Source organism: Actinoplanes aureus, from assembly GCF_015704865.1.
Lineage (GTDB): Bacteria > Actinomycetota > Actinomycetes > Mycobacteriales > Micromonosporaceae > Actinoplanes > Actinoplanes aureus.
This window is the reverse complement of record NZ_JADQTO010000005.1, coordinates 480,586-505,527: the sequence shown is the minus strand read 5'-3', so window position 1 is coordinate 505,527 and position 24,942 is coordinate 480,586. Positions and strand designations below refer to the sequence as shown.

Annotated in this window: 19 protein-coding genes and 1 riboswitch; of the genes, 13 read left to right on the top strand and 6 right to left on the bottom strand. The window is 71.1% G+C overall.

The window, feature by feature from the left end:
- Positions 1-28 precede the first annotated feature (28 nt).
- Positions 29-1,630 carry an alpha/beta hydrolase gene (locus I4J89_RS13830; RefSeq protein WP_196414305.1) on the bottom strand — a complete coding sequence of 534 codons (1,602 nt, stop codon included), beginning with the start codon at positions 1,628-1,630 and terminating at the stop codon, positions 29-31.
- A gap of 181 nt (positions 1,631-1,811) precedes the next feature.
- Between I4J89_RS13830 and I4J89_RS13825 the strand changes: the two genes are divergently transcribed.
- From I4J89_RS13825 to I4J89_RS13805, 5 genes are all read left to right on the top strand, one after another.
- Positions 1,812-3,314, top strand: a complete 1,503-nt coding sequence (locus tag I4J89_RS13825; RefSeq protein WP_196414304.1) for a M28 family metallopeptidase — start codon at positions 1,812-1,814, stop codon at positions 3,312-3,314.
- Positions 3,315-3,717: 403 nt separating this feature from the next.
- The gene (locus I4J89_RS13820) at positions 3,718-4,365 is read left to right on the top strand and encodes a DUF2510 domain-containing protein (protein ID WP_196414303.1); all 648 of its coding nucleotides are present in this window, start codon (positions 3,718-3,720) and stop codon (positions 4,363-4,365) included.
- A 156-nt stretch (positions 4,366-4,521) separates the two neighbouring features.
- Entirely contained in the window at positions 4,522-4,932 is a 411-nt protein-coding gene (locus I4J89_RS13815; protein ID WP_196414302.1) for a hypothetical protein, read from the top strand.
- Positions 4,933-4,936: 4 nt separating this feature from the next.
- Positions 4,937-5,629, top strand: coding sequence for a class F sortase (locus I4J89_RS13810; RefSeq protein ID WP_309238303.1), 693 nt, complete (start codon positions 4,937-4,939; stop codon positions 5,627-5,629).
- A 191-nt stretch (positions 5,630-5,820) separates the two neighbouring features.
- Complete coding sequence (locus tag I4J89_RS13805) at positions 5,821-7,683, top strand: pectate lyase-like domain-containing protein (protein WP_196414384.1); 1,863 nt, start codon at positions 5,821-5,823, stop codon at positions 7,681-7,683.
- 16 nt (positions 7,684-7,699) lie between these two features.
- Here I4J89_RS13805 and I4J89_RS13800 read toward each other — a convergent pair whose 3' ends face one another.
- The gene (locus tag I4J89_RS13800) at positions 7,700-8,119 is read right to left on the bottom strand and encodes a universal stress protein (RefSeq protein ID WP_196414301.1); all 420 of its coding nucleotides are present in this window, start codon (positions 8,117-8,119) and stop codon (positions 7,700-7,702) included.
- A gap of 104 nt (positions 8,120-8,223) precedes the next feature.
- Between I4J89_RS13800 and I4J89_RS13795 the strand changes: the two genes are divergently transcribed.
- The 7 genes from I4J89_RS13795 to I4J89_RS13765 all read left to right on the top strand — a co-directional run bounded on the left by I4J89_RS13795 (position 8,224) and on the right by I4J89_RS13765 (position 19,837).
- Positions 8,224-9,591: an APC family permease gene (locus tag I4J89_RS13795; RefSeq protein WP_196414300.1), complete on the top strand. Its 1,368-nt coding sequence runs from the start codon at positions 8,224-8,226 to the stop codon at positions 9,589-9,591.
- A 169-nt stretch (positions 9,592-9,760) separates the two neighbouring features.
- Positions 9,761-10,600 carry a helix-hairpin-helix domain-containing protein gene (locus tag I4J89_RS13790; RefSeq protein WP_196414299.1) on the top strand — a complete coding sequence of 280 codons (840 nt, stop codon included), beginning with the start codon at positions 9,761-9,763 and terminating at the stop codon, positions 10,598-10,600.
- A gap of 165 nt (positions 10,601-10,765) precedes the next feature.
- On the top strand, positions 10,766-11,014 hold the full coding sequence (locus tag I4J89_RS13785; protein WP_196414298.1) for a hypothetical protein: 249 nt from the start codon (positions 10,766-10,768) through the stop codon (positions 11,012-11,014).
- Positions 11,015-11,472: 458 nt separating this feature from the next.
- Positions 11,473-16,560: a beta-propeller fold lactonase family protein gene (locus tag I4J89_RS13780; RefSeq protein WP_196414297.1), complete on the top strand. Its 5,088-nt coding sequence runs from the start codon at positions 11,473-11,475 to the stop codon at positions 16,558-16,560.
- A gap of 23 nt (positions 16,561-16,583) precedes the next feature.
- The gene (locus I4J89_RS13775) at positions 16,584-17,942 is read left to right on the top strand and encodes a transaminase (protein WP_196414296.1); all 1,359 of its coding nucleotides are present in this window, start codon (positions 16,584-16,586) and stop codon (positions 17,940-17,942) included.
- Between the two features lie 62 nt (positions 17,943-18,004).
- On the top strand, positions 18,005-18,829 hold the full coding sequence (locus I4J89_RS13770; protein WP_196414383.1) for an alpha/beta fold hydrolase: 825 nt from the start codon (positions 18,005-18,007) through the stop codon (positions 18,827-18,829).
- Between the two features lie 42 nt (positions 18,830-18,871).
- Positions 18,872-19,837 (top strand): phosphotransferase, encoded by a 966-nt coding sequence (locus I4J89_RS13765; RefSeq protein ID WP_230858848.1) that lies wholly within the window; start codon positions 18,872-18,874, stop codon positions 19,835-19,837.
- Between the two features lie 76 nt (positions 19,838-19,913).
- On the opposite strand, the gene I4J89_RS13760 is transcribed toward I4J89_RS13765, so the two are convergent.
- The 4 genes from I4J89_RS13760 to I4J89_RS13745 form a co-directional block, all read right to left on the bottom strand.
- Positions 19,914-20,417: a LysM peptidoglycan-binding domain-containing protein gene (locus I4J89_RS13760; protein ID WP_230858847.1), complete on the bottom strand. Its 504-nt coding sequence runs from the start codon at positions 20,415-20,417 to the stop codon at positions 19,914-19,916.
- Positions 20,418-20,474: 57 nt separating this feature from the next.
- A riboswitch (cyclic di-AMP (ydaO/yuaA leader) is annotated at positions 20,475-20,646 on the bottom strand.
- Between the two features lie 607 nt (positions 20,647-21,253).
- Complete coding sequence (gene menC, locus I4J89_RS13755; protein ID WP_196414294.1) at positions 21,254-22,360, bottom strand: o-succinylbenzoate synthase; 1,107 nt, start codon at positions 22,358-22,360, stop codon at positions 21,254-21,256.
- Positions 22,357-22,992, bottom strand: coding sequence for a MurR/RpiR family transcriptional regulator (locus tag I4J89_RS49505; protein ID WP_196414293.1), 636 nt, complete (start codon positions 22,990-22,992; stop codon positions 22,357-22,359). Before I4J89_RS49505 ends, menC begins: the two co-directional genes overlap by 4 nt.
- A complete protein-coding gene (locus tag I4J89_RS13745) occupies positions 22,989-23,672 on the bottom strand; it encodes a GNAT family N-acetyltransferase (protein ID WP_196414292.1) in 684 nt (227 codons plus the stop codon). Before I4J89_RS13745 ends, I4J89_RS49505 begins: the two co-directional genes overlap by 4 nt.
- A gap of 103 nt (positions 23,673-23,775) precedes the next feature.
- Here I4J89_RS13745 and I4J89_RS13740 point away from each other — a divergent pair, with 103 nt between their 5' ends.
- Positions 23,776-24,879, top strand: coding sequence for a M20/M25/M40 family metallo-hydrolase (locus I4J89_RS13740; RefSeq protein ID WP_196414291.1), 1,104 nt, complete (start codon positions 23,776-23,778; stop codon positions 24,877-24,879).
- Positions 24,880-24,942 lie beyond the last annotated feature (63 nt).

The following is a 24,942-nucleotide window of genomic DNA, read 5'->3' as shown; positions in this document are numbered from 1 at the left end:
CCGCCTGGATGTCCGGGCCGCGTCATGCTCAGCGCGTGGTGACCGCCGCACGAACCTCCGCGCGGAAGTCCTGCCCGCCGGCGGCCGCGACCTTGGCCGTCGCCGCGGCGGCGGTCGGGTCCGGCTGCGGAACCGGGTCGCACTGCTTGTCGGACCGGTTGCCGCGCACCCGGTCCGGCAGCTCACCGGTGGCCAGGTAGGCCGCGATGGTGTCGTCGGTGCAGGCGATGCCGCTCAGCGAGCCGGAGTGCGTGGTCCCACCGACCCCCTCGATCAGCACCGACCTCGGGAACCGCTGACGGACCTCGAGCGCACCGGTGTACGGCGTAGCGGCGTCGTTGGTCTCGGCGATCATCAGGATCGGCGGGGCCTTCTTGCCGTTCACCTCGACCGGCTTGCCGGCCTTGGCACCCCACCAGATGCAGGGCGCGTTGTACCAGGCGTTGTTCCAGGTGATGAACGGGTACTTGGCGTGGATCCGCCAGTTGTCCCGCTGCCAGGTGGACCACTTCTTCGGCCACTGCACGTCGGTGCACTGGACGGCCAGGTACACGGCGTAGCCGTTGTCGGCGCCGGGACCGCCGGGCTCGCCGAACAGGTCGAGCAGGCCGGTCGCGTCCTTGTCGTTGACCCAGGCGGCGAACGCCTCGGCGACCGCCTCCCAGCCGTAGACGTAGTAGCCGGCCGAGACGAAGATGTCGTTCCACTCGGCCGGGCCGATCTTGCCGGCGGCCGGGGACTTGATCAGCGAATACAGCGTCGCGTAGTACTTCTGCTTCACCGACCTGGCGGTGGTGCCGAGGTGGTAGACCGAGTCGTACTTCGCGATCCAGGCGAAGTAGATGTCCATGTTCTTGTCGAACTGGATGTCCTGGTCGAGGTTCGCGTCGTACCAGACCCGCTCCGGGTTGACCACGCCGTCGAAGACCATCCGGCGGACCCGGTCCGGGTGCAGGGTGGCGTAGACCTGGCCCAGGTACGTCCCGTAGGAGAAGCCGTAGAAGTTGATCTGCCGCTCACCGAGGGCCTTACGCAGGCTCTCCATGTCGGCGATCGTGTCGGTCGTCCGCAGGTGGTCGAGAAGCTCACCGCCGGCCCGGTCGCACGCCTCGGCGTACCCCTTGGCCTTGGCCAGCCAGGTCTTCTCCAGCGAGCGGGTCACCGGCACGTAGAACGGGCGGTTGTATCCGGTGTAGTCCGGGTCGCAGCTCAGCGCCGGGACGCTGGAGCCGACACCACGCGGATCGAAGCCGATCCAGTCGTAGTAGTTTCCGGCGTCGTTCGGGATCGCCTCGCCGAGCGTGGCGAGGCCCAGACCCGACCCGCCGGGGCCGCCCGGGTTGGTGAGCATGACGCCCTGGTAGTCGGCGTCACTGGACTTGTGCTTGATCCGGGACACCGCGACCTTGATCTTGGTGCCGCCCGGCTTCGCGTAGTCCAGCGGAACGACCAGGAAGCCACACTGCGCGCCACGAGCCGCCAGGCTCGCCCTCGTGCAGGTGCCCCAGTCGATGGGTGGAGGCGTGTAGCCGCTCGTCCTTTCAGTGGCCTGCGCTGCGGCCGGGATCACTCCGGCGCCGAGCAGCAGTCCGACGGACGCGGCGACGGTAGCCGCCAGAATTCTTCGCATCCTCTGCCTTCCGTTGTCGAACCACATCGGTCGATCACCGCAGCTTAAGCATCCAGAGATGGAGATGCGCCTCTTCCGTACCGGCGAATTTTCTGCCGGATCATCGGTTGCTTTTCATCGAACGCGATAGGTATCGATTGGTATGAGGGCGCGACCTGCTCGCTCTGCGATGCTCGGGCCCATGCGAGCACTCCCCTTCATCGGCGTCGCTGCACTCGTCGCCGGCCTGGCGACCGCCACCCCGGCCCAGGCCGCCGCCGCACCGGACATCCCGGTCGCCAACGTCAAAGCCCACCTCAGCCAGTTCCAGAGCATCGCCACCGCCAACGGCGGCAACCGCGCCCACGGCCGGCCCGGCTACCTCGCCTCGGTCACCTACGTGAAGAACCTGCTCGACGCGGCGGGCTTCACCACCAGCCAGCAGTCGTTCACCTACAACGGCGCCACCGGCTACAACCTGATCGCCGACTGGCCCGGCGGCGACACCAGCGACACGCTGATGATCGGCGGGCACCTGGACAGCGTCACGGCCGGACCCGGCATCAACGACAACGGGTCCGGGTCGGCGGCCATCCTGGAGGTCGCGCTGCAGGTCGCACGCTCCGGCTTCCAGCCGGACCGGCATCTGCGTTTCGCCTGGTGGGGCGCGGAGGAGCTGGGGCTGCGAGGTTCACGGGCGTACGTGAACTCGCTGACCACGGCCCAGCGGGCGGCGATCGGCGGTTACCTGAACTTCGACATGGTCGGATCGCCGAACCCCGGCTACTTCCTCTACGACGGTGACAACTCGGACGGCACCGGCGCGGGACCCGGCCCGGCCGGATCGGCGGAGATCGAGCAGACCCTGGCCGCGTATTTCAGCTCGATCGGCGTACCGACCCGCGGCACCGACTTCGACGGCCGCAGCGACTACGGGCCGTTCATCTCGGCCGGCATCCCGGCGGGCGGCACCTTCACCGGCGCGGAAGGCACCAAGACCGCCGCGCAGGTGCAGCTCTGGGGCGGCACGACCGGACGTTTCGACCCCTGCTACCACGCGTCCTGCGACACCCTGACCAACATCAGCGACACCGCGCTGGACCGCAACACCGACGCCATCGCGTACGCGGTGTGGACCCTCGCCGACGACGGCGGCACCACCCCGCCGGGCACCACGGTCTGGTCCGACGACCTGGAGACCGCCACTGCCTGGACGGCCCTGTCGTCCGACACCGCGACCGCCGGCCGGCTGGAACGCGGCAACCCGGCGGCCACCAGCAGCTCCGGCGTCGCCACGCAGCTGGACGCGGCAGCCGGCGGCAGCTACGCCCTGGTCACCGGCGCGGCCGCCGGCACCAGTGCCGGCGCGAACGACCTGGACGGCGGCGTGACCACGCTGCTCTCGCCGGCGATCACCCTGCCCACCGGCACGCTCACGCTGAACCTGTCCTGGTACCTGGCCCACCTCAACAACGCGACAAGCGCCGACTACCTGCGCATCCGGGTGGTCTCCGGGACAACCACCACCACCGTGCTGAGCCTGACCGGCGCGGCGAGCAACCGGGCGGCGGCCTGGGCGACCGCTTCCGCGAGCCTTTCGGGGTACGCGGGGCAGACGATCCGGATCCAGGTGGAGGCGGCTGACGCCGGAACCGCTTCGCTGGTCGAGGCGGCCGTCGACAACCTGCGGATCACCCGCTCCTGAGGTATCCACGCGGGCCGCGGCCGGCCGTCCCGGCCGCGGCCCGCAACCATCTCGCCACCCTGCGGCCCGAGCCAGACAGCCGACCGCGCCACCTAACCCAGGCCCGGCAGCCGCGCCTGGAGAGCCTTGTCCGGCCCAACGTGAATGCTGTCTGGCGGCCGTTGAGACAGCATTCACGTTGGGCCGTAACCGGTAGGTGATGCTGTTTCCCGGCGGTCGCGCTGGGGCCGGGACGGAAGGCCTGGCCCGCGCCGGGAGAGCGGGGACGGGTCGGCTTCGGCGGGGCGACCGGTCACGCGTACCCCGAAGAAGCGGAACCGACAAGACCAGAAAGCCTCAGGCCGGGGCGTGCGGAGCCGATCGGAAGCTACAGCCCTCCGATCGCAGAGAAGGACGCACGCGCATGACCGACCCCGCGCCCGCCGGATGGTACGCCGACCCGAGTGGCCTGCCCGCCCTGCGCTGGTGGGACGGCCGGGAGTGGACGGCGCACCTGCAACCGGGCGGGGCCGCCATGCCGCCGACCACCATCTCGGCCGGCTGGCGCGGTGGCCTGGCCACCAAGCCGGCCGGCGAGCCGGTGCCCGGCCCGCACACCGCCGAACCGTCCTCGGGTGAGATCTTCGCGCCGCACTCCGCGGAGATCACCGCGCCGTCGATCACCACGCCGGCGGCGCCGCTGCCGGCTTCCCCGGGGTACGCGCACGGCGGCGCCTTCCTGAGCCAGCCGGTCGACTCGGTCTCCGCGCAGCTCGGTTACACCACGCCGGCCGGGATGCCGGCCGCGGCGCCGTCAGCGCCGCCCGCCGCCTCCGGTGGCCGCACCGATCCCGGACCGGAGAAGCGGACCGTGGTGGTCGGCGCGGTCAGCCTGGTGATCAATCCGCTGCTGCTCTGCTCGCTGTACGCGATCGTGATGGGCCTGCGCGCGATCCGGGAGTCGGCGCCCGGCTCCCCGGCCCGCCGGAACGGCACGTTCGCGGTCGCGTTGGGCGCGGGCGGCGTGCTCACCCAGATCGGGTACGCGACAGCGCTGTACTTCCTGCTCTGAGCCTCTCGCCACCGGGGTGGCGATGAAACGTGTCCATGGTGGGTACTCCAGGGTCCACCACAGTCCGAAGTGACCGATCACGGACACCGATCCGCGGGACGCCCACCGGGCCGCTAACGTGGATGACCCCGCGCCGCCGCCCCCCGGAGGCACCACATGAATCGCAACCAGCTGACCACCATCGGCGTCGGGATCCTACTGGGACTGATCCTCCTGTTCGTGGTGCTGGCCTCCTGCGGGCCGGATGACGACGGCGACAACACCGGCCAGCCGGTCGCCTCGCCGTCCGCCTCGGTGTCCGCGCCGCCGTCCGGGAGCCTGCCGCCGGAGAACCCGTCATCCGGGCCACCGTCCGGCACGCTGCCGGCGGAACCCGGCGAGGGCGGTCCCGAGCCAGACCCGACGACCGACCCGGTGGCGACCAGGACGCCGTCCGGCGGGGTGGACGCGGGCGGCGGCAGCGGGATCACCGGGCGCCGGGTGGCGCTGCTGGTGACCGGCACGTTCCTGCTGATGGCGGCGATCGGCACGGCGGGTTACGCGGTCCGCCGGCCGAACCGCGGCTGACCCTGTGTACACGCCGGAGCCGGACCGCCGGACGTGGGTGCGTGATCGCCGGGCAGCGGCGTTCGCCGTGGTGCTGGCGGTTCTCGGCTCGGTGACCACCGCGATGGGGGTGCGCACCGAGGACGGGCTGCCGCCGCCCCCGCCCGCACCGGAGCCGTCCTCGCCGCTGGAGGAGGGCACCAATCCACCACCGCCGCCACCCAGCCGGGCCGTCAGCAGGGGCAAGACCAAGACCGGGATGGGGTACGCCGAGCCGGTGCGGCTGGACATCCCGGCGATCGAGTTGCGCAGCGCTGTCGTGCCGATCGGCCTGCGCCGTGACGGGACCATCGACGTGCCGCCGCTGCGCGCGGACGCGCCCGCCGGCTGGTACCAGCACGCGCCCTCGCCGGGCCAGGTCGGCGCCGCGGTGCTGGTCGGGCACGTGGACACCGCGCGAGAGGGCCCGGCGGTCTTCTACCGGCTGCGCGAGCTGAAGCGCGGCGACGCCATCGCGGTACGCCGTGCCGACAAGACCGTGGCCGAATTCGTGGTGACCCGGGTGACCACCCACCCCAAGAACGACTTCCCGAGCGACGAGGTGTACGGGTCGGTGGGCGGTCCGGAGCTTCGGTTGATCACCTGCGGCGGGGTGTTCGACCGGTCCCGGGGAAGCTATCGCAGCAACGTCGTCGTGTTCGCCCGAAGAGCCCCGTAAGCGATTCCGGGACCGGTTCCAGTGGACTTTTCGGACAGCTCGGTTCCGGAACTCGCCGGACTTCTGGCGCTTGGCCGGATATGCCGGTTCGGCGCTCTTGACATGGGCGTTCGCCGATTGCTTCTGTGACCGGGATCATTGCGATCTTGTTTCCGGAAGGGATCCTCCGCATGACCCTAATTCGCGAGCGCATGGGGCTTTCCCCACTGCGCCGCACCACCGCCGGAGCGCTCGCTCTCGGCCTGGCACTCGCCGCCGCCGGCGCCGGCTCCTCGCCGGCCGCCGCCGCGCCGGCCAGCGCCGGCGCCCCGAACCTCGGCGCGAACGTGACCGTCTTCGACCCCAGCATGCCGGTGAGCGAGATCCAGGCGAAGCTGGACGCCACGCACGCCGCGCAGGTCAACAACGAGATGGGTACGCAGCGGTACGCGTTCCTGTTCAAGCCGGGCACCTACGGCACCGCGGAACAGCCGCTGCAGTTCCAGGTCGGCTACTACACCGAGATCACCGGTCTCGGCGCCAACCCGGGTGACGTGGTCATCAACGGCAAGGTGGAGGTCTACAACCGCTGCCTGAGCGCGGACCCGGCCAACCCGAACTGCATCGCGCTGGTCAACTTCTGGCGCACCATCTCCAACCTGACCGTCAACATCAACGGTGCCGGGCAGGACGGCTGCCGGCAGACGGCGAACTTCTGGGCCGTCTCGCAGGCGGTCTCGATGCGCCGGACGCAGTTCAACGGCGGCACCCTGTCGCTGATGGACTACTGCACCGCCGGCCCGCAGTACGCCAGCGGCGGCTTCATCGCCAACTCCAAGCTGCCGGCCACCACCAACGGCTCGCAGCAGCAGTGGCTGACCCGTAACAGCGAGGTCGAGAGCTGGTCCAACGCCGTCTGGAACCAGGTCTTCGCCGGGGTCAAGGGCGCGCCGGACGACTCGGCGTTCCCGAACCCGCCGTACACCACCCTGGAGACCACCCCGGTGAGCCGGGAGAAGCCGTACCTGTTCGTCGACGCTTCCGGTCGCTACCAGGTCCGGGTGCCCGCCGCACAGCGCAACACCAGCGGCATCAACTGGAGCGGTCCGGGACGGACGATCCCGCTCTCGGACTTCTACATCGCCAAGCCGGGCGACTCGGTGACGAAGATCAACGTGGCGCTCGCCCTCGGCAAGCACCTGCTGCTCACCCCGGGTGTGTACGACATCGCCCGCAGCATCGAGGTCTGGCGGCCCAACACGGTCGTCCTCGGCCTCGGCCACGCCACGCTCACGGCGGTCAACGGCTCCACCCCGATCGACGTCGCGGACGTGCCCGGCGTGATCATCGCCGGCGTGACCATCGACGCCGGCACCAAGGAGTCGAAGGTCCTGCTGCGGGTCGGCAAGAAGCACGGCATCGGCATCAGCTCGCCGTCCAACCCGACGACGCTGTCCGACGTCTACTTCCGGGTCGGCGGGCCGCACATCGGCAAGACCGACATCGCGCTCGAGGTGAACAGCGACAACGTGCTCATCGACCACACCTGGGTGTGGCGCGGGGACCACGGCGTCGAGGGCTTCACGGAGGGCGTGAACGGGGACACCGACCGGTGGCGTACCAACACCGGGCGGTACGGCGCGGTCATCAACGGCGACGACGTGACGGCCACCGGCCTGTTCGTCGAGCACTTCCAGAAGTACAACACCGTCTGGAACGGTGAGCGCGGCACCACCGTGCTCTACCAGAACGAGCTGCCGTACGACCCGCCGACGCAGGCGGACTGGATGAACGGTGACGTCGAGGGCTACGCCGGATACAAGGTGGGCGCTCGCGTCAAGAACCACACGCTGTACGGCGGTGGCGTCTACGTCTTCAACCAGAACAACCCGTCGATCCACACCGAGAACGGTTTCGAGGTGCCGAACACGCCCGGCGTGAAGCTGCACCACATCATGACCGTCAACCTCAGTGCCGGCATCATCGACCACGTCGTGAACGGGGTCGGCGAGGCCGCGGACACCACGAAGGTCGGTCAGCCGGTCTTCATCACGCAGTACCCCGCGGCACCCTAGATGTGCCCGCTGGTGGTCACTTGCCCGCACCTGGGTGGGTGACCACCAGCACCGGCCGCCCCGCCTTCTCGATCAGGCTGAGCGGCACACTTCCCAGCAGCCGCTGCGCGACCAGTGGGCGGGCACTCGACCCGACCACGATCAGGTCGGCTGACTGCTCCTCGGCGTACCGGATGATCTGATCGACAGGGCGACCGGGAAGCACCGCCTGCGTCGCCTCGATGCCGGCGTCGGCCAGACGCCGGGTCGCGGCCTCCGCGGCCCGCTCGGCGCGTTCGGTGTAGACGCTGCGCGGCATCGGCGCCAGGTGCTCGGTCTCCAACTCGTCCACCGCGACCACCGTCACCGTCGCCCCGGTCTGGCGCACCAGGTCCGCTGCGGCGTCGGTGACCCACGGCTGATCGGCCTCGGGATTGGCGGCGAGCACGATACGCATGGTGGCCTCCCAGTAGTTCCCAGGTTTCCCGCCACCCAAGGTACGGGTAACGTCACTGTTCCGCAGGTTCCGTGTTTCCGTGGCTTCGGGACGAGGGGCGAGCTATGGCCGATGCGATCAGGACCGAATCGGAACAGCCCACCCTGAAACGGGTCATCGGGCCATCGCTGCTGCTGCTCTTCGTGGTCGGCGACATCCTCGGCACCGGCGTGTACGCGCTGACCGGCAAGGTCGCCAACGAGGTCGGCGGCGCGGTCTGGTTGCCGTTCCTGCTGGCCTTCGTGGTCGCCCTGCTGACCGCGTTCAGCTATCTGGAGCTGGTCACCAAGTACCCCCGGGCGGCCGGCGCGGCGCTCTACACGCACAAGGCGTTCGGGATCCACTTCCTGACGTTCATGGTGACGTTCGCGGTGATGTGCTCCGGTCTCACCTCCGCGTCCAGCGCGTCCAAGGCGTTCGCCGGGAACTTCGGCGAGGCGTTCGACCTCTCCATCGGCGACGGCTTCGCGCTCACCGCCATCGCGCTCGGCTTCATCACCCTGGTCGCGCTGATCAACTTCCGCGGCGTCGGTGAGAGCGTCAAGGCCAACGTGGTGCTGACCTGCGTCGAGCTGACCGGTCTGCTGATCGTCATCTGCATCGGCGCGTGGGCGCTCGGCGGCGGCAACGGCGACCTGTCCCGGCTCACCGAGTTCAACACCCCGCCGGGCGACGCGGTCGCGCTGTCCGTCACCGCCGGCACGGCGCTCGCGTTCTTCGCGATGGTCGGCTTCGAGGACTCGGTGAACATGGCCGAGGAGACCCGCGACCCGGTCCGGATCTTCCCCAAGGTGATGCTCACCGGCCTCTGCATCACCGGCCTCATCTACGTGCTCGTGGCCATCTCCGCCGTCGCGCTGGTCACCCCGGAGGACCTCGGCGAGGGCGACACCCCGCTGCTCAAGGTGGTCGAGGCCGGTGCGCCGGCGTTCCCGCTCACCATCTTCGCGTTCATCACGATGTTCGCGGTGGCCAACTCGGCGCTGATCAACATGATGATGGCGAGCCGGCTGCTCTACGGCATGGCCAACGAGCGGGTGCTGCCGACCGTGCTCGGACGGGTGCACCCGACCCGCCGTACGCCGTGGGTGGGCATCATCTTCACCACCGTGATCGCCTTCGGACTGATCTGGTTCGCCGACCTGGCCGCGCTCGGCGGCACGACCGCGCTGCTGCTGCTCTGCGTCTTCACCGTGGTCAACGTGGCGGTGCTGGTGCTGCGCAAGGACCCGGTCGACCACGACCACTTCAAGGCGCCCACCGTGATCCCGATCATCGGAGCGATCGCCTGCGCCTTCCTGGCCAGCCCGTTCTCCGGGCGGGCGACGGCCGACTACCGGATCGCGGGCGTGCTGCTTGTGGTCGGCATCGTGCTCTGGGCGATCACATATGCGGCGAACAAGTACGTGCCGGGCGCGATAACCCGTCCCTGAACGAGTGACCGTCGCAGATTGATCATGGGTCGGTGACACTCCGGAAATCCACGTAGGCCGAGGTCGGATCGCATGGTGGCACTTCGCCACCCTGGTCTCGGCTGCTCAACGGGATGTGCGAAGCTGCCCGCTACCACATGCACCCCCATCTCCTGTCCGGAGGCCCGATATGGCATCATTCCTCTACTTTGTTGCCGGGCTCGTGATCGGCGTGATAGCCGGTTGGCTGCTCTGGGGCTGGCGTCTCGTCTCCCCGCGGCCCCAGCGCGCCGCCGAGACGAAGCCGGCGACCGAAGCCACGCCCGCCGTCGTCACCGAACCGGCCGACGCTTCGCCCGTTGCTGACGCTTCGCCCGTTGCGGACGCTTCGCCTGCTGTTGATGCTTCGCCTGCTGCTGATGCTTCGCCTGCTGCTGACGCATCGCCCGCTGCTGACGCTTCCCCCGTTGTTGACGCTTCGCCCGCTGCCGGCACTGAGCCGGCCGTTGACGCTGTGCCGGTCGAGAAGCCGGCGCCTGCCGGGTCCACGGCCGACAGCGCGGTGAAGTCCGAAGAGGCTTCCGCGCCGGTCGACGCCCCGGCCGAGACGGTTGCGCGGCCCGAGGCGGCGCTGAGCGCCGAGCCCGTTCCGGCTGTCACCGAGCCGGTCGCAGCCACGCCGCCCGCCGTCACCGAGCCGATCGCCGCCTCGCCGTCCGCCGTCACCGAGCCGGTTGCCGAGCCTGTTGCCGTGGCCGAGCCCGTTGCGGTAGCCGAGCCCGCCGCCGAGCCGATCATCGTCGAGCCGGTGGCCGGGGCCGAGGAGCCGGACGACCTCACCCGGATCCCGGGCATCGGACCCAAGATGGCCATGGCGCTCGCGGCGGCAGGCATCACCACTTACGCGAAGCTGGCCGACTCCGACGTGACCAGCCTGAAGCAGGCCGTCGCCGCCGCCGGCATGCGCGGCTCGGCGAGCCTGGCGAACTGGCCGGAGCGCGCCCGCGAACTGGTCGGCGTCAAGAGCTGACCTCGTCCCACCGCTGATCCGGTACCCCACGGGGTACCGGATCGCTCTTTATCCGGCCTTCGGTGGAAGTGTGGCTCAGGCCACTTCGAAAAGTTGCAGCACGGGAGCGCCCCGGACGATGGTTGCGGCCGTCCCCCACCCGGCAGCAACCGAGGAGCTCCCCGAATGTCGATCTCCGTCAGCGCAGCGACCGCCTCGACCTGGAACAGCCACGCCGCCTGGAGCCGCTTGCAGTCCGCCCGGCAGAAGCTCAGCGACGATCTCAGCCCCGCGACCACCTGCGCCGCCGTGCTCACGTCAGACCGCGCCGCCGTCACCAACGCCGAACACGAGGTGGCCCGTATCGAAGCCGTCCGCGCTGCCGACATGGCCCACCTGAAGGCGACCGGCCAGACCTTCGACCTGATGGTCTGACACGGCAACGCGCTCTGACCGCCACGCACCATTCGGCATGTCCGCTCGGCACCTTAGGCACCGCCGCCGGGTCAGCCGCGTGATGAAGGCGCCGCCGGCTGGCCCGAGTGCGTGCGACGCTGCGGCGGAGTCAAGGGGCGTGACGTGACGGCTATCCGTCAATCCGCGCCGGCATGGGCCGCCGAGGATCCCTGAACTGGGGAGATCCGCCACTGGATCCAGTGAAATCGCGATGTTGGCATTCCTGGTCCATCGACGTTGATCGACATCGTTGAGCCCCGGCGGTGGCCGCAACATCATCCCTGGTAGATCGCCGTTCGCCGGGCGGGTGCGATACGGCCGGAGGACCCACCCACCTCGAGATCAACAACGCTGCGTCGCCGATGGGTGGCGGTTCGTAATTGTCGAGGGGTTTCGTGGCAGGCCGCGGCATCGCACCATGGATGCAGGGTGATGCGATGAGCGGGCGACGACTGGCAGTGGTGGCGACCGTCGAACACCACGATGATCCGGTCCTGAGCAGGTTCGCGGTGCCGTCAGCTGACGTGCCCGCGTTCGCCGAGGTGCTCGGCGACTCCGGGCTGGGCGGCTACGAGGTGGCCTTCCTGCGCAATCCCGGGGTGCAGGAGGCGTTCGAGCAGGTGCAGTCCCTGTTCGAGGGGCGCGACCAGGACGACAGCGTCCTGTTCTACTTCCGTGGCGTCATGCTGACCGGGCCTGGCGGCGGCCTCTTCCTGGCCGGGTCGGACACCGCGATGGGCCGGCCCGCGGACACCGCGCTGGACGTGGCGCAGGTCGCCGTACTGCTGCAACGCAGCCGCGCCGGGCAGGCCGTGGTGCTGCTCGACGGGCGGACCGGTGGGCCGGTGGACGCCGGTCACCACTTCCGCGCGGCGCGCTCGGCGGAATGGCAGAGCCGGGTGGTGATCGCCGCGACCGCTCGCCCCGAACCGCCGACCTTCGCCGGGCTGATCGCCGACGGCGTGCGCAGCGGGACCGCGGACCGCGACCGGGACGGTTTCATCGGAATCGGCGAACTGCACGATCACCTGCGAGAACGCGATCCGAGCGTACGCCAATGGGTTTTCGGTTCCGGCCGGCAGCCGTACGTCTCACGGGTTCGGCGCCAGGGCAGTGACCAGATGACGCTGATCGCCCAGCTTGCCGCGGCGGCGGCCGGTGAAGATCTGTCCCGGGCCGTCGAGGCGCGCGAGACGCTGCGCCGGATGGCGACCGGCGAAGGCCGCGTCGCCGCCGCAGCCGCGGCCGCGCTGCGCCGCACTTCCGTCCGGATCGCCGAGCCGGCGCTTGACTTCGGCCGGGTGGCGCCCGGAACCCGGCAGCTGGCGGCCGGTGTGCCCGTGCAAGGCCCGCCGCTGGCGGCGGCGTCGGCGGTGAGCACGTCGGCCGAGGGACTGCACGCCCGGCTGGAGGGCGGGCTGTTGCGGATCTCGTGGTTCCCGACGGTAGGCCGCCTCGACGGCGCGATCACGCTGGACGGCCCGGCCGGCACGGCACGCCTGGTGGTGACGGGTGAGGTAACCGAGGACTTCGATGTGGCGACGGGTGGCTGGGTGCCGGCGGCCGGGGTCAACGGGGTGGAGCCGGACCCGACCGATGCTTTCCCGCCCGGAGCGGTGCCGCAGGGGTCGACTGGGGTGCAGGTTCCGGCTGGTCCGCCGCCTGCGGTTAGCGCTCGGCCCGGACCTTATCCGCCGGGCGTCGCGCCCGCGCCCTATGGGTCGCAGGGCCCCGGTGGGCCCGCATACACACCCCATGGCGCCGGTGGGCAAGCTCCGCCCGCACCCTATGGACCGCAAGGTGCCGGTGCGCAGGCTCCGCCCGGCACCGCGCACGCGCCGAACAGGTCGCTCGAGAATGCTGGCGGGCCGCCGGTTCCGGTCGACGCTCCACCCGCTGGATCGCCGGACCTCAGCAGGCAGGAGGCGGCGGGATCTCCGCCGCCCGATCCGGGAACGGCACCGGCTGCGCCGATGCCTCCGGGCACGGCTGCCGCGCCTGCCAGGCGGGGGCCGTTCCCGCCTGGTCCGCCGCAGCCCGGGGCGCCGCAGCCCGGCGTGCTGCAGCCCGGGGCGCCGGGCATCGTGGGGCGCGCGTCGGTCGGCCCGATGCCGCCGGCACCCGCCCAGGAAGGTGACCCGGTGACCACGTCCGGCGACGAGCCGGCGCGATCCGACGCCCCGGCCAGCCAGGAAACCGGCCGGGTGAGCACGCCCGGTGACGAGGCCGCGCTGACCGGAGGCCCGGCGACGACGGATCGGCCGCACGCATCGGCGGCCGGCTTCGATGCGGCCGTCAACTCGCCGGAGGCGTCCGGCGCGGCTGCGGATGGGCCGGCGGCAAGCTCGCCGGCCGTGCCCAGGCAGCGTGACGCGACGCGGCATCCGATCTCGCCCGCTGGTGACACGGCAGCACAGTCATGGCCGGGCAGTGGTGGATGGCCGAGTTCGACGCCGGGTGGGTTCGGCTGGTCGAGCGCTACAACCCCCGGCTCGCCGCCGGCAGCTGCGGAGTCCGGCGCCATTTCGGGTACGCCCAACGCGCCGGAACCCACCCCGGCCCGAACCGGCCCCACTCCGGACCCGACCGACGCACCGGCGAACACGCCGACTGGCCCCGAGTCGTCGCCCGATCGCATGGCGCCGGATGCCCGGAGCGATGAAACCGGGTTCGAACCGCGTCGCCCCGAGGAGACCGAAGCAGCGCAGTCCGGCGCGGCGTCGGCACCGGGTGCGGACGTGCCAGCCCGGCCAGCCGGTTCCGGCGGCCAGGACGTCCGCGAGCCGCATCCCAACGCGGAGCCGATCGGCCTAGGTTCGCGCGAATCGCATCCCACCGCCGAGCCGATCGACCAAGGTTCGCGCGAGTCGCATCCCACCGCCGAGTCGATCGGCCAGGGCCCGCGCGAACCGCATCCCACCGCCGGGTCGCCCGAATCGAGCAGCCAGAGTTCGCGAGAACCGCAACCCACCACCGGGTCGCCCGAATCGAGCAGCCAGGACCCGCGCAAACCCCAGGCGACCGCCGGGCCGGTGGGCTCGGGTGGCCACGACGAGCCAGAAGCTGGGATCACGCCCGGCACGGCCGGGCCGCAGAGCGATACCGCTCCGGAGGTGTCCCGGCCAGAGACCACGGCAGACGCCGCTACGCCGGTTGCCGGATCCGCGCCGCTTGCCGGCCGGAACCCCGATCCGCAAGACGCTGCCGATGACTCCCCGGCCACCGCACGTGCCGGCGGCGACGACTCCCGGCCGGGAGGCTACGTCGGTGCCGCCGTCGCCGCCGCGGGCGCGGCGATGGCCGCCAGGCTGTCCAACGAGGATGTCCCGGGCGAGCAAGCGCCTGTCCCGGACGCTCCCCGCTCCGGAGACGTCCCGGAAGCTGGTGCAACCGCATCACCAAATGGGATCGCCGAACCGGATGCGGGCGGTCCTCCGAGGCCGCAACGGGTCCAGGGCAGAGCCTCGATGCCCAGCCAGCGTGAACCGGGCGCCGGCTGGCCGGCCGCTTCCGGTGCTGGTGGCCTTTGGCCCGGCGAGGCACCGGAAGCCGCTGAACTTCCGGCGGCTGGTCACGAGGGCTCCAGTCCGGGTGCAGCTCAGCACACCGCATCGGGCAATCCGTGGCTGACCTCGCCCAACCGCCCGGTGTCCGGCGCCCAGCCGTCCGCACCGATCTCAGGCACCCCGGCCGGTCCGTGGCGTGGCACCCCGCCCTCCCCAGGCGCTCCCGCCGGCTCGCAGCCGACCTCCGGCGGCCCGGCATGGCCGGCCGCGTCGCCCACGTCCGGCAGCCCGGCAGCACCTGTGCCCGGCCGGCCCACGGCCACCGGCGACGCCCCCGCAGGTCCGGCACCCACGTCCGGCAGCCCTGCGGCACCATGGCACGGCACCGCGCCCACGTCCGGCAGCCCTGCGGCACCGTGGCACGGCACCGCACCCACATCCGGCGGCGCCACCGCGGCCTGGCCGGCCGGCAGCGTGCCCACGTCCGGCAGCCCGGCCGATCCCTGGCATGGCACGCCGCCGCCATCAGCCAACCCGCCCTGGCCCACGGGCGGCGCCGCAGAACCGACATCCGGCCAACCGGCCTCACCTTGGCCCGGCACAACGCCGACCTCGGGCGCCGCCCCCTGGCCCGGCACGACGCCGGCATCCGGCGCGCCGGCCGACCCTTGGCAGCAGGCCGCGCCCATCTCCGGCAGCCGGGCCGCGCCCTGGCCGCACACCGCCGCGCCCACCTCCGGCAGCCCGCCCAACGCATGGCCGGCCGCCGCCGCGGGTGGCTGGCAGGCCGCGGCGTCGCCGGGTGCGGCGGCCTGGCCGGGGAGCACGGACTGGGCCCCGGCACCGCCCGGCGGGCCCGGGCAGCCCGGTGGACCAGGCCCGGCGTACCCCGCTGACAAACCGCCGCCTCGCCGGCGCGGGCTCAAGGTGGCCGGAATCCTGCTGGCGATAGCGACGCTGGCGGCCGGCAGCTACCTGGGGGTCCGGTTGGCGCTGGGCGGCGACGACCGGGACAACGCAACGCCGGGTGCCGCGCCGCAGCAATCGGTGGCGGTGGATCCGCAGGGCAGCGCCGCGCCGACCGAGGGCGCGCCGGCCGCGCCGGTTCCGGTGTCGCTGGCCAAGCCGGTGGTGGCTGATCGGTTCCGGCTGGGCCGTGAGCCGGAGGGCGTGGCGGTGTCGCCGGACAACCGTACGGTGTTCGTCGCCGATCAGAACTCGAAGGACGTGCACTTCGTCGACCTCGGGTCGCGGAAGATCGTCGCGGTGAAGGTGCCGAACACGCCCCGCTTCCTGGCGGTGTCGGAGGACGGCGGCCGGATCTACGTCTCGATGTTCGAGAACGACTTCACCGGTAACGGTCTCGCCGTCATCGACACCGCGAAGCGGACTGTGGTGAAGACGATCCGGACCGGGCCGCGGCCGTTCGAGCCGGCGGTGGCGCCGGACGGGCAGGTCTGGGTGCCGATTCACAACGGTGCCCGGGTGGAGATCTTCGACCCTCGGTCCCTCACCGAGTCCGGGCGGATCTCGGTGCCGCCGAACCCGCACTGGGTGACGTTCTCCCCGGACGGCGGCATCGCGTACACGGCCAACCACGAGTCCAGCCAGATCTCGGTGATCAATGCCAAGGAAGGGCTGGTCCTGCGCAACATCAAGGTGGGGCGGTCGCCGCACAGCATCGCGGTGACGCCGGACGGGCGGACGCTGATCGTCACGAATTACGACCTGGACACGGTGGAGGTCTTCGACACGGGCTCCCTGAAGCGGCTGCACCGGCTCGCGGTGGGCAAGGAACCGCAGGCGGTGATCACGTCGACCGACGGCAGGCACGCGTACGTGGTGAACGAGGGTTCGGACAATCTGTCGGTGGTCGATCTGAAGGCCGGGAAGGTCGTGTCGACGGTCGCGGTCGGTGACAGCCCACGGGTCGTCGCGCTGTCCCCGGACGGTCTCCGGCTGTATGTGACGGACGGCGGCGGACGTACGGTTACCGTACTCAGAACCTCTGAGAAGTGATGATTCCCTGGTAACGTCGCGCCATGTCGACGGATTCCGGAATCGATCGCGCCCGCCTGCGCACTCTCGCCGAGCGCGAGCGCGCCACCTTCGCCGACCGCCACCCGCGTTCGAGAGCCGCATACGGGAAGGCCGACCACCTGTTCGGCCGGGTACCGATGACCTGGATGAACAAGACATCCGCAGGTTTCCCGATATATCTGGACAAAGCCTGGGGTAATCGCATCGTCGACGTGGACGGGAACGAGTTCGTCGACCTCTGCCTCGGCGACACCGGCGCGATGGCCGGCCACTCCCCCGAGCCGGTGGTCGCCGCGGTCACCGAGCGGATCAAGGGTGGCCTGGCCACCATGCTGCCCACCGAGGACGCCGCGGTCGCGGGTGCTGAGCTGGCCGCCCGGTTCGGGCTGCCGGCCTGGAGTTTCGCGTTGACCGCGACGGACGCGAACCGGTGGGCCATCCGGCTGCTGCGCGCGGTCACCGGCCGTTCGAAGATCCTGGTGAACAGCTACTGCTACCACGGTTCGGTGGACGAGTCGCTGATCGTGGTGGGCCCGGACGGCAACGGGCAGAGCCGGGAGGGCAACGTCGGCGCGCCGGTGGACGTGACCCGGACCAGCCGGGTCGCCGAGTTCAACGATCTGGTGGGCCTGGAGCGAGAGCTGGCCAACGGGGATGTGGCGGCCGTGCTGATGGAGCCGGCACTGACGAACATCGGGATCGTGCTGCCGGAGGACGGCTACCTGGCCGGGGTGCGGGAGCTGACCCGGAAGTACGGCACTTACCTGATCAACGATGAGACGCACACCTTCTCTGCCGGCCCGGGCGGGGCGACCGCCGCCTGGGGCCTGAAGCCGGACGTGGTGACGATCGGAAAGGCCATCGGTGGCGGTGTGCCCGTCGGCGCGTACGGTCTCAGTGCCGAGCTCGCGGAGGCACTCACCGGGCGCGGTGATCTTGACCTGGTGGACATGGGCGGGGTGGGCGGCACGCTCGCCGGCAATCCGGTGTCGATGGCCGCGACGCGCGCCACGCTGCAAGAAGTGCTCACCGAGGCCGCGTTCGCCCACATGATCGAGACCGCGTCGGCCTTCGCCGACGGCATTCAAAAGATCATTGAGGGGTACGGGTTGCCGTGGTCGGTCAGCCGTCTCGGCGCCCGCGTCGAGTACCGGTTCGCGAACCCGGCGCCGCGCAACGGCACCGAGTCGGCGGCCAGCGCGGACGGCGAACTGGAGGACTTCCTGCACGTCTACCTGGCGAACCGGGGTGTGCTGCTCACCCCGTTCCACAACATGGCGCTGATGTGCCCCACGACGAGCGCCGCCGACGTGGCCCGGCATCACGAGATCTTCGACCGGGCCCTCGCCGAGCTCCTCTGAAGGTCGGCGGTCACCGACCGGGGTCGCGCAACGCTGCTTCGCGGACCATAGTGGGCCCGGTGATGACCGAAACTGATGTCGCCGCTCCGGGCGGGCAGACCCTCCACGCGTACGACTGGGGCAGCGGCGACCGGGTGGTCATGTGGCACCACGGGACGCCGAACATCGGGTTACCGCCCAAGCCGTTGTTCGCGGCGGCGGAGCGGCTCGGGGTGCGGTTCATCTCGTACGACCGGCCCGGCTACGGCGGATCGACTCCCCTGCCGGGCCGGGACATGGCGTCGGCGGCGAGCCTGGCCGCCACGGTCGCCGACGCGCTGGGCGTCGACCGGTTCGCGGTGATGGGGCACTCCAGCGGCGGCCCGCATTCGCTCGCGTGCGCGGCGCTGCTGCCGGAGCGGGTCACCGCCGCGGTCAGCATCTCCGGTCTGGCGCCGTTCACCGCGGACGGGCTGGACTGGTTCGCCGGCATGGGTCCGGGCAGCCTCGCCTCGCTGGGCGCGGCGGCGGCCGGGCGGGCGGCGAAAGAGGCGCAGGCCGCGGTGGAGGGCGCGCCGGACTTCACGCCCGGGGACTGGGCGGCGCTCGACGGCGACTGGGGCTGGTTCGGCAGCGTGGTGGAGCCCGCGATGGCGGCCGGCCCCGCCCCGCTGGTCGACGACGACCTGGCCAACGTGGGTCCGTGGGGCTTCGACCCGGCGGTGATCACGGCACCGGTGCTGCTCGTGCACGGCGGGGCCGACCTCGTGGTGCCGAGCTCGCACAGCGCCTGGTTGGCCGGGCGGATCCCGAAGGCGGAGCTGCGGGTCGTGCCGGGCGAGGGGCACATCTCAGTGCTGCCGGGTGAGGCCGTCCCGGCCCTGGAGTGGCTGGCGCGGGTCGCCTGAGGCGTCATACCCGCGGGAACCCGAGAGGCAGAATGCTGCGGCATGCGTGAGGCACCGGCGGACCTGGCCGTACCCGAACTGTTGGCGGCCCTGCGGGCCGGCTGGGCGGTCCGGTCCGGCACGGCCGAGTTCCTGCCGGTGGGTGCCGGGAGCTTCCACTGGGCGGTGGCGGACCGCTTCGTCAAGGTCGACGATCTGGGCTTCGACGGACCGGACGCGGCCTTCGACCGGCTGCGCCGGTCCCTCGAGACCGCGCTGGCGCTGCGGCTCGACTTCGTCCTAGCCCCGATCCCGGCGGCCGGCGGCGAGGTCGTGCGGCGCCTGACCGATCGGTACGCGGTTTCGGTGTTCCCGCTGCTCCACGGCGTATCCGGCGAGTTCGCACCGCATCCGCCGGCGGACCGGCCCGCGGTCGTCGACATGCTCGCCGCACTGCATCGGACCGCCGTGCCGGTCGCACCACACGCCGACCTGCTGCTGCCCGGCCGGGACCGCCTCGAAGCGGTGCTGCGCGAGACCGGCCGGCCCTGGGACAACGGCCCGTACGCCGAGCCCGCCCGCCGGGTTCTGGCCGAGCACGCCTCGAAGGTCGAGGACTGGCTCGCTCACTTCGACCGCCTCGCCGCGATCGTCGGCGCGGACCGTACCGGGTGGGTGGTCACCCACGGTGAACCACATCCCGGCAACTTCCTTCGCACCGCCACCGGCACACTGCTGATCGACTGGGACACCGTGCGGGTCGCGCCGCCGGAACGGGACCTGTGGATGCTCACCGCCGGCTTCGCCGACATGCTCGGCGTGGAGGCGGCCGGTGACGACGAGGCGGTGCTGGGCCGGTACCGCGAGCTGACCGGGCACACGATCTCAGCGGACGCGCTCGCCCTGTACCGGCGGTGGTGGGAACTCGCCGACGTCGCCGTCTACGCCGGCGAACTGCGCCGGCCGCATCGGGAGAGCGCGGACCTGGCCGCCTCCCTCACCTACCTCACCGGCTATCTCCAGTCCTGAGTGAGCGGCGGCGTGATCGCCCGGCCGGGGGATCAGGTGGGGAGGGCGAAACCGGCCGGGCGATCGGGTGTGGCCGTCAGAGGCGGATGCGCTGACCCGGGAAGATCAGGTTGGGGCTGTCCAGGCGGTCCCTGTTGATCTTGTAGAGGGTTCGCCAGCCGCCCTTGACCTTGAACTTCTTCGCGATCGAGGCGAGGGTGTCGCCGGAGCGGATCACGTAGGTCTTGCCGCTCGCCTTCGCGGTGACCGTCTTCTTCTTCGCGGTGTTCTTGGTGGTCTTGTAGACGCCGGGCTTCTTCCCGCACGTCGGCCAGGGCTTCAGCCCCCGCTTCTTGTACAGCTTGTTGGCGATCGCGATCTGCTCCGCCTTGCTGGCCTTGTCGGCGGTGCGGGCGTACTTGCCGCCGCCGTTCGACAGCCACGTGCTGCGGCTGAACTGCAGGCCGCCGTAGTACCCGTTTCCGGTGTTGATGTGCCACCTGCCGCCGGACTCGCACTTGGCGACCACATCCCAGTTGACCTGGCGGGCCGCCTGGGCCGGGGCTGCGGGACCGAAGAGCAGAGCTCCTGCTCCGGTCATACCCGCGGTCGCCAGACCGAGGGCAAGGCGCGTTCGTCTACCGATCCGAGACATGGGAGATCCTCCACGCCTGCGAGGTGAGCTGTCGGGTTCGGACAGAGGTGCCCGGCCGTCTCATGCGGCTTCACCCCGAGGCGCGCGCTGCTGGGCGCGCCGAGTTACCTGGGTCCCCCGCTCCTGCCGTGGATTCGTGTCCGTGGGCGGCGGCAGGATTCGGCGGACCGTCCACGGTGCCCGCCATCGCGGGACGGCCCGACGGTAACCACGCCGGGTCGGCATAGACCAAGCTCTCAGCCCGGAATAGTGACGTTCTTCTCAGTATTTGCCCGATTTGATCTTGTTCGTGCCCCGGAAAGGCAGGCATTCCGGAAAAGGCCTTTGGGTCGCTCGTGCCGCTATCCGGCGGCCGGACACATCGGACGTGTTCGGTCGAAGTTGATCCTGGTGGCGGGTATCAGCGCGCTGTCCGGAGATCACCTTTGAGAAACAGGGCCCGGCGACCGTTGAGCGGCCGCCCGGCGGCTCCGGCTGGCCTTGAGGCACGCAATGAAGGCCCCGATTCGGTGCCGCATCGACGGCCGGAGCTCTGCTGCTCTCGCCTTGTGACCAGCCGCGAAACCGCCAGCCAGCAGCCGGAGTGCCTACTCGCGGTTGATGAGGCCGGTTGCGGCCGGCCGGACTAGTCACCGGCCTAACTGAACGGCGTTGGCGCTAGAGGGCTTCCGTAGTCAGGGTCCCCAAGCGGTGATCTTGCTTGGCCCACGCTCAACGCTGCCTCAGCGACCGCCAGACAGCACCCACGTTGGGCCGGACAAGACTCTGACCGCGAAGGCTGTCTAAATCGCGAAGTGGTTGGCGGTGTGTGCGGCGATGAAGTCGGGGTCGGGGTCCCAGCCGAGGCCGGGCGTGTCGGGCACGTCGACGAAGCCGTCGGTGCAGGTGATCGGGCGGGTGGTGACGTCGCGGGCGTAGTACTTGTCGGAGCCGGAGACGTCGGACGGGAGGGTGAAGCCGGGGAGGGCGCTCAGAGCGACGTTCGCGGCGCGGCCGATGCCGAATTCGTGCATGCCGCCGCACCAGACCGGGATGTCTGAGGCGCGGGCCAGGTCGTGGGCGCGGACCGCGTGGGTGAGGCCGCCCATCCGGGAGACCTTGATGTTGAGGATCCGGCCGGCATCGAGGCGCAGAGCGGTGACCAGGTCTTCGACGTCCTCGATGGACTCGTCCAGGCAGACGGGTGTGGTCAGCGTGGCCTGCAACTCGGCGTGGGCGACGAGGGCGCGCGGCGCGAATGGCTGCTCGATCATCAGCAAGCCGAGCTCGTCCAAATGCTCGAAGACAGAAATTTCGGATGTGTCGTAAGCGCCGTTGGCATCCACATGGACGGGGACGTCGGGGAAGGCGGCCCGGACGGCACCGACCGGCTGCACGTCCCAGCCGGGGGCGATCTTCAGCTTTACCCGGCGGTAACCCTCGGAGACCCGCGCCGAGACCTGGTCCAGCAGGTCGTCGATGGTGGGCTCGATGCCGAGCGACACACCGGCGGAAACCCGCGCCCGCTCTCCCCCGAGCGCCGCGGCCAGCGGCACACCCCGCGACGAGGACCACAGCGCCCACGCCGCCATGTCGAAGCCGGCGCGGGCGAAGTGGTTGCCACGCACCTTGCCCATCGCCGCGGCAAGCGTCGACGGATGGTCCCACTCCACGCCCATGACCAGCGGCGCCAGAAAGGAGCGGGCCATCGCCCAGCAGCTGTCCACGGTCTCCGCCGAATAGAACGGCCCGCTCGGCGACGCGATCTCACCCCACCCGACGGCACCGTCCGTGCTGGTCAGCGTGACCAGGATGTGCTCCAGGTGCTTCTTGGCGTGTGAGCTGGTCTGGAACTCGTGCACGAGCGGCAGCCGGACCCGGCGCAACTCGACCCTCGCGATCCGAATCATGATTCTTCCGTGTAGAGACCCAGCTCGGCGGCGAGGGCGTCCCGGTCGCGCAGGCGGCGACCGGCACCCTTGGAGCTGGCGATGGTCAGGGTGGCTAGCAGGTGCAGGGCGAGCACGACCGAGGTGGGCGAGTTCGCGTACGACGCGGTGTCGGAGCCGATCACGATGCTCGTGGTGGCGAGACCGGCCAGCGGAGCGTCGTCGGCGTCGGTGATCAGGACCAGTTCGCCGCCGTGCCGCGCGTAGGCGGCGGCGACGTCGACGGTGTCCCGGCGATAGCGCTCCATGGACACGGCGATGAGCAGGTCGCCCTGGCGGATGTCGCTGAGCACGTCGAGTGGGCGCAGCGAGGCGCCGTCGACCAGGTGCACGCCGGAGAGGCCGGCGCTGAGGTCGGAGGCGAGCAGCGAGGCGTAGCTGAGCGACTTGCCGGAGCCGAGCAGGAAGCGGCGCCGGGCGGAGACGATCAGGGCGGCGGCGCGCTCGATGGCGTCCTGCTCGGCGGCCCGGGCCAGGGCCTTCTCGAACTCGGCGCGCTGCTGCTCGAGAACGCGCTGCTTGAGGACCTGGGCGGAACGTCGCTGCACGTTACGGTCGAACCGCTCGGCGGGGGTGGATCGGCGGGTGGTCACGACTGATCATCCTCGAACGCGTAGACAACCCGATCTTCCGTATCCGCCGGCCTGGTCACGGCGACCAGGCGGCCGCCGGCCGCGAAGCGCTTCATCAGCTGCTGGCGCAGCCACGCCCGATCCAGGGGGCCGGGCGCCGCATATCGGTCACCGGCGGGTGCCACCAGGCCTTCGACATGCGGGGTACGGGTACGCGCGCCGCCCGTCAGGTCCCAGCTCACCAGCACCCGGTCGGTCCCGGGTGCCCCGTAGAAGTCGGGCAGGAACCTGATTCCGATCGCGCCGAGCACGGTGAAGTTGAAGTGGGCGTTGCGCAACGCGTACGGATCGAAGGTCCACCGCATGCTCCGCGCACCCGTGCGGCGCGCCGCCACGGCCTGGGCCTGCTTGAGCAACCGGCCGACGCCGGTGCCCTGCGCGCTCGCCGCCACCACCGCGGCCTGACTGTAGTGATAGATCTCCCCGCCCTCGACCGCGCAGAAGCCGTAGCAGAAACCGATAAGCGCGCCGCCCGGGTCGAAGGCGCCGATCACGGTGCCGGAGTTCTCCCCCAGCGCGGCCAGCAGGCGCGGGCTCAACCCCCACTCGGGTTCCTGGTATCCGAAGACGGAGCGGTAGAGGGCGGAGGCCGCCGTCCACTCGGCGAGCCCGTCCAGGTCACGCACCACCACGTCAGCCATCCGAGGTCACCCCCCTTCGATCAAAGATAGCGAACGTATAACCGGCATCCTGCCGCTATTCTGGCTCGTTGACAACGCAAGAGGGGCGACTTAGCGTTCGCATATGTCGTTCATCGAGACCCTGCACCGGTACGTGGCAGTGGAGTCACCCACCGGTGACCCACGCTCACTCGCGGCGCTCGCCGAGGTGCTCGAGGCCGACGCCACCCGGGCCGGGTTCAGCACCGCCCGCGTGCCGCACCCCACCGGCGACCACCTGATCTGGACGCTGCCCGCCCGGGAGGTGGCGGGTGAGCCGATCCTGCTGCTCAGCCACTACGACACCGTCTGGCCGGTGGGCACCCTGGCCGAGATGCCGTGGTCGGTGGAGGACGACGTGATCCGCGGGCCGGGCGTCTACGACACCAAGTCCGGCATCGTCGCGCTGCTGGCAGCGGCCGAGCGGATCGGCGACCGGCCGCATCCGGAGATCCGGGTGATCGTGGTGGCGGACGAGGAGATCGGCTCCCCCACCGCGGGCGACCTGGTGCGTGCTGAGGCTGCCCGGGCCCGGGCCGTGCTCGGGCTGGAACCACCGCACCCGGATGGTGATCTCAAGACCGGGCGCCGGGGCAGCACCCGGGCCAGGATCGAGGTGACCGGGATCGAGACGCACGCGGCGCTCGACCCGGACGCCGGGGTGAACGCCATCGACGAGCTGATCGACCAGCTGCTGCGTTTCCGGGCCGTGGTGGCGGAGCGGCCGGTGCTGCTCAACACCGGGACGATCGCCGGCGGCGGGCGGACCAACGTGGTCGCCGGTGCGGCGCACGCCGATCTGGGCCTGCGCTTCAGCGACCCGGACAACGAGCGGGCCGTCCTGGAGGCACTCCGGTCGCTGCGCCCGGTACGGGAACGGGCCGAGGTGTCGGCGCGGCTGCTCTCGCACCGGCCCACCTGGCGGCCGGGGCCCGCGGGCGAGGCTCTTCTCCAGCAGATCAAGGACATCGCGGCGGGAATCGGGGAGGATCTCGACGGGCGACCCGCGGACGGGGCCGCGGACACCAACACGGCGGGCTCGCTGGGGTACCCGACGGTGGACGGGCTGGCTCCGGCGGGCGGCGGTGCTCATGCGCGTACCGAATGGGTGTCGGCCGCGAGCATCGCCGGGCGCACCGCTCTGCTGGCGGCCCTCCTCACCGGCGTCGATGGGGTTTCGCGGGGCTGACCGGTTCACCCGTTCGTGAGCGTTTGCGGCGCACCGGCCGCGGGTAAGCTCCGGCATCCGGAG

What these genes read in the sequence shown, in the direction of transcription:
- I4J89_RS13830 (WP_196414305.1), bottom strand. Translation starts at nt 1,630, where the DNA reads ATGCGAAGAATTCTGGCGGCTACCGTCGCCGCGTCCGTCGGACTGCTG.
- I4J89_RS13825 (WP_196414304.1), top strand. Translation starts at nt 1,812, where the DNA reads ATGCGAGCACTCCCCTTCATCGGCGTCGCTGCACTCGTCGCCGGCCTG.
- I4J89_RS13820 (WP_196414303.1), top strand. Translation starts at nt 3,718, where the DNA reads ATGACCGACCCCGCGCCCGCCGGATGGTACGCCGACCCGAGTGGCCTG.
- I4J89_RS13815 (WP_196414302.1), top strand. Translation starts at nt 4,522, where the DNA reads ATGAATCGCAACCAGCTGACCACCATCGGCGTCGGGATCCTACTGGGA.
- I4J89_RS13805 (WP_196414384.1), top strand. Translation starts at nt 5,821, where the DNA reads ATGGGGCTTTCCCCACTGCGCCGCACCACCGCCGGAGCGCTCGCTCTC.
- I4J89_RS13800 (WP_196414301.1), bottom strand. Translation starts at nt 8,119, where the DNA reads ATGCGTATCGTGCTCGCCGCCAATCCCGAGGCCGATCAGCCGTGGGTC.
- I4J89_RS13795 (WP_196414300.1), top strand. Translation starts at nt 8,224, where the DNA reads ATGGCCGATGCGATCAGGACCGAATCGGAACAGCCCACCCTGAAACGG.
- I4J89_RS13790 (WP_196414299.1), top strand. Translation starts at nt 9,761, where the DNA reads ATGGCATCATTCCTCTACTTTGTTGCCGGGCTCGTGATCGGCGTGATA.
- I4J89_RS13785 (WP_196414298.1), top strand. Translation starts at nt 10,766, where the DNA reads ATGTCGATCTCCGTCAGCGCAGCGACCGCCTCGACCTGGAACAGCCAC.
- I4J89_RS13780 (WP_196414297.1), top strand. Translation starts at nt 11,473, where the DNA reads ATGAGCGGGCGACGACTGGCAGTGGTGGCGACCGTCGAACACCACGAT.
- I4J89_RS13775 (WP_196414296.1), top strand. Translation starts at nt 16,584, where the DNA reads ATGTCGACGGATTCCGGAATCGATCGCGCCCGCCTGCGCACTCTCGCC.
- I4J89_RS13770 (WP_196414383.1), top strand. Translation starts at nt 18,005, where the DNA reads ATGACCGAAACTGATGTCGCCGCTCCGGGCGGGCAGACCCTCCACGCG.
- I4J89_RS13765 (WP_230858848.1), top strand. Translation starts at nt 18,872, where the DNA reads ATGCGTGAGGCACCGGCGGACCTGGCCGTACCCGAACTGTTGGCGGCC.
- I4J89_RS13760 (WP_230858847.1), bottom strand. Translation starts at nt 20,417, where the DNA reads ATGACCGGAGCAGGAGCTCTGCTCTTCGGTCCCGCAGCCCCGGCCCAG.
- menC (WP_196414294.1), bottom strand. Translation starts at nt 22,360, where the DNA reads ATGATTCGGATCGCGAGGGTCGAGTTGCGCCGGGTCCGGCTGCCGCTC.
- I4J89_RS13745 (WP_196414292.1), bottom strand. Translation starts at nt 23,672, where the DNA reads ATGGCTGACGTGGTGGTGCGTGACCTGGACGGGCTCGCCGAGTGGACG.
- I4J89_RS13740 (WP_196414291.1), top strand. Translation starts at nt 23,776, where the DNA reads ATGTCGTTCATCGAGACCCTGCACCGGTACGTGGCAGTGGAGTCACCC.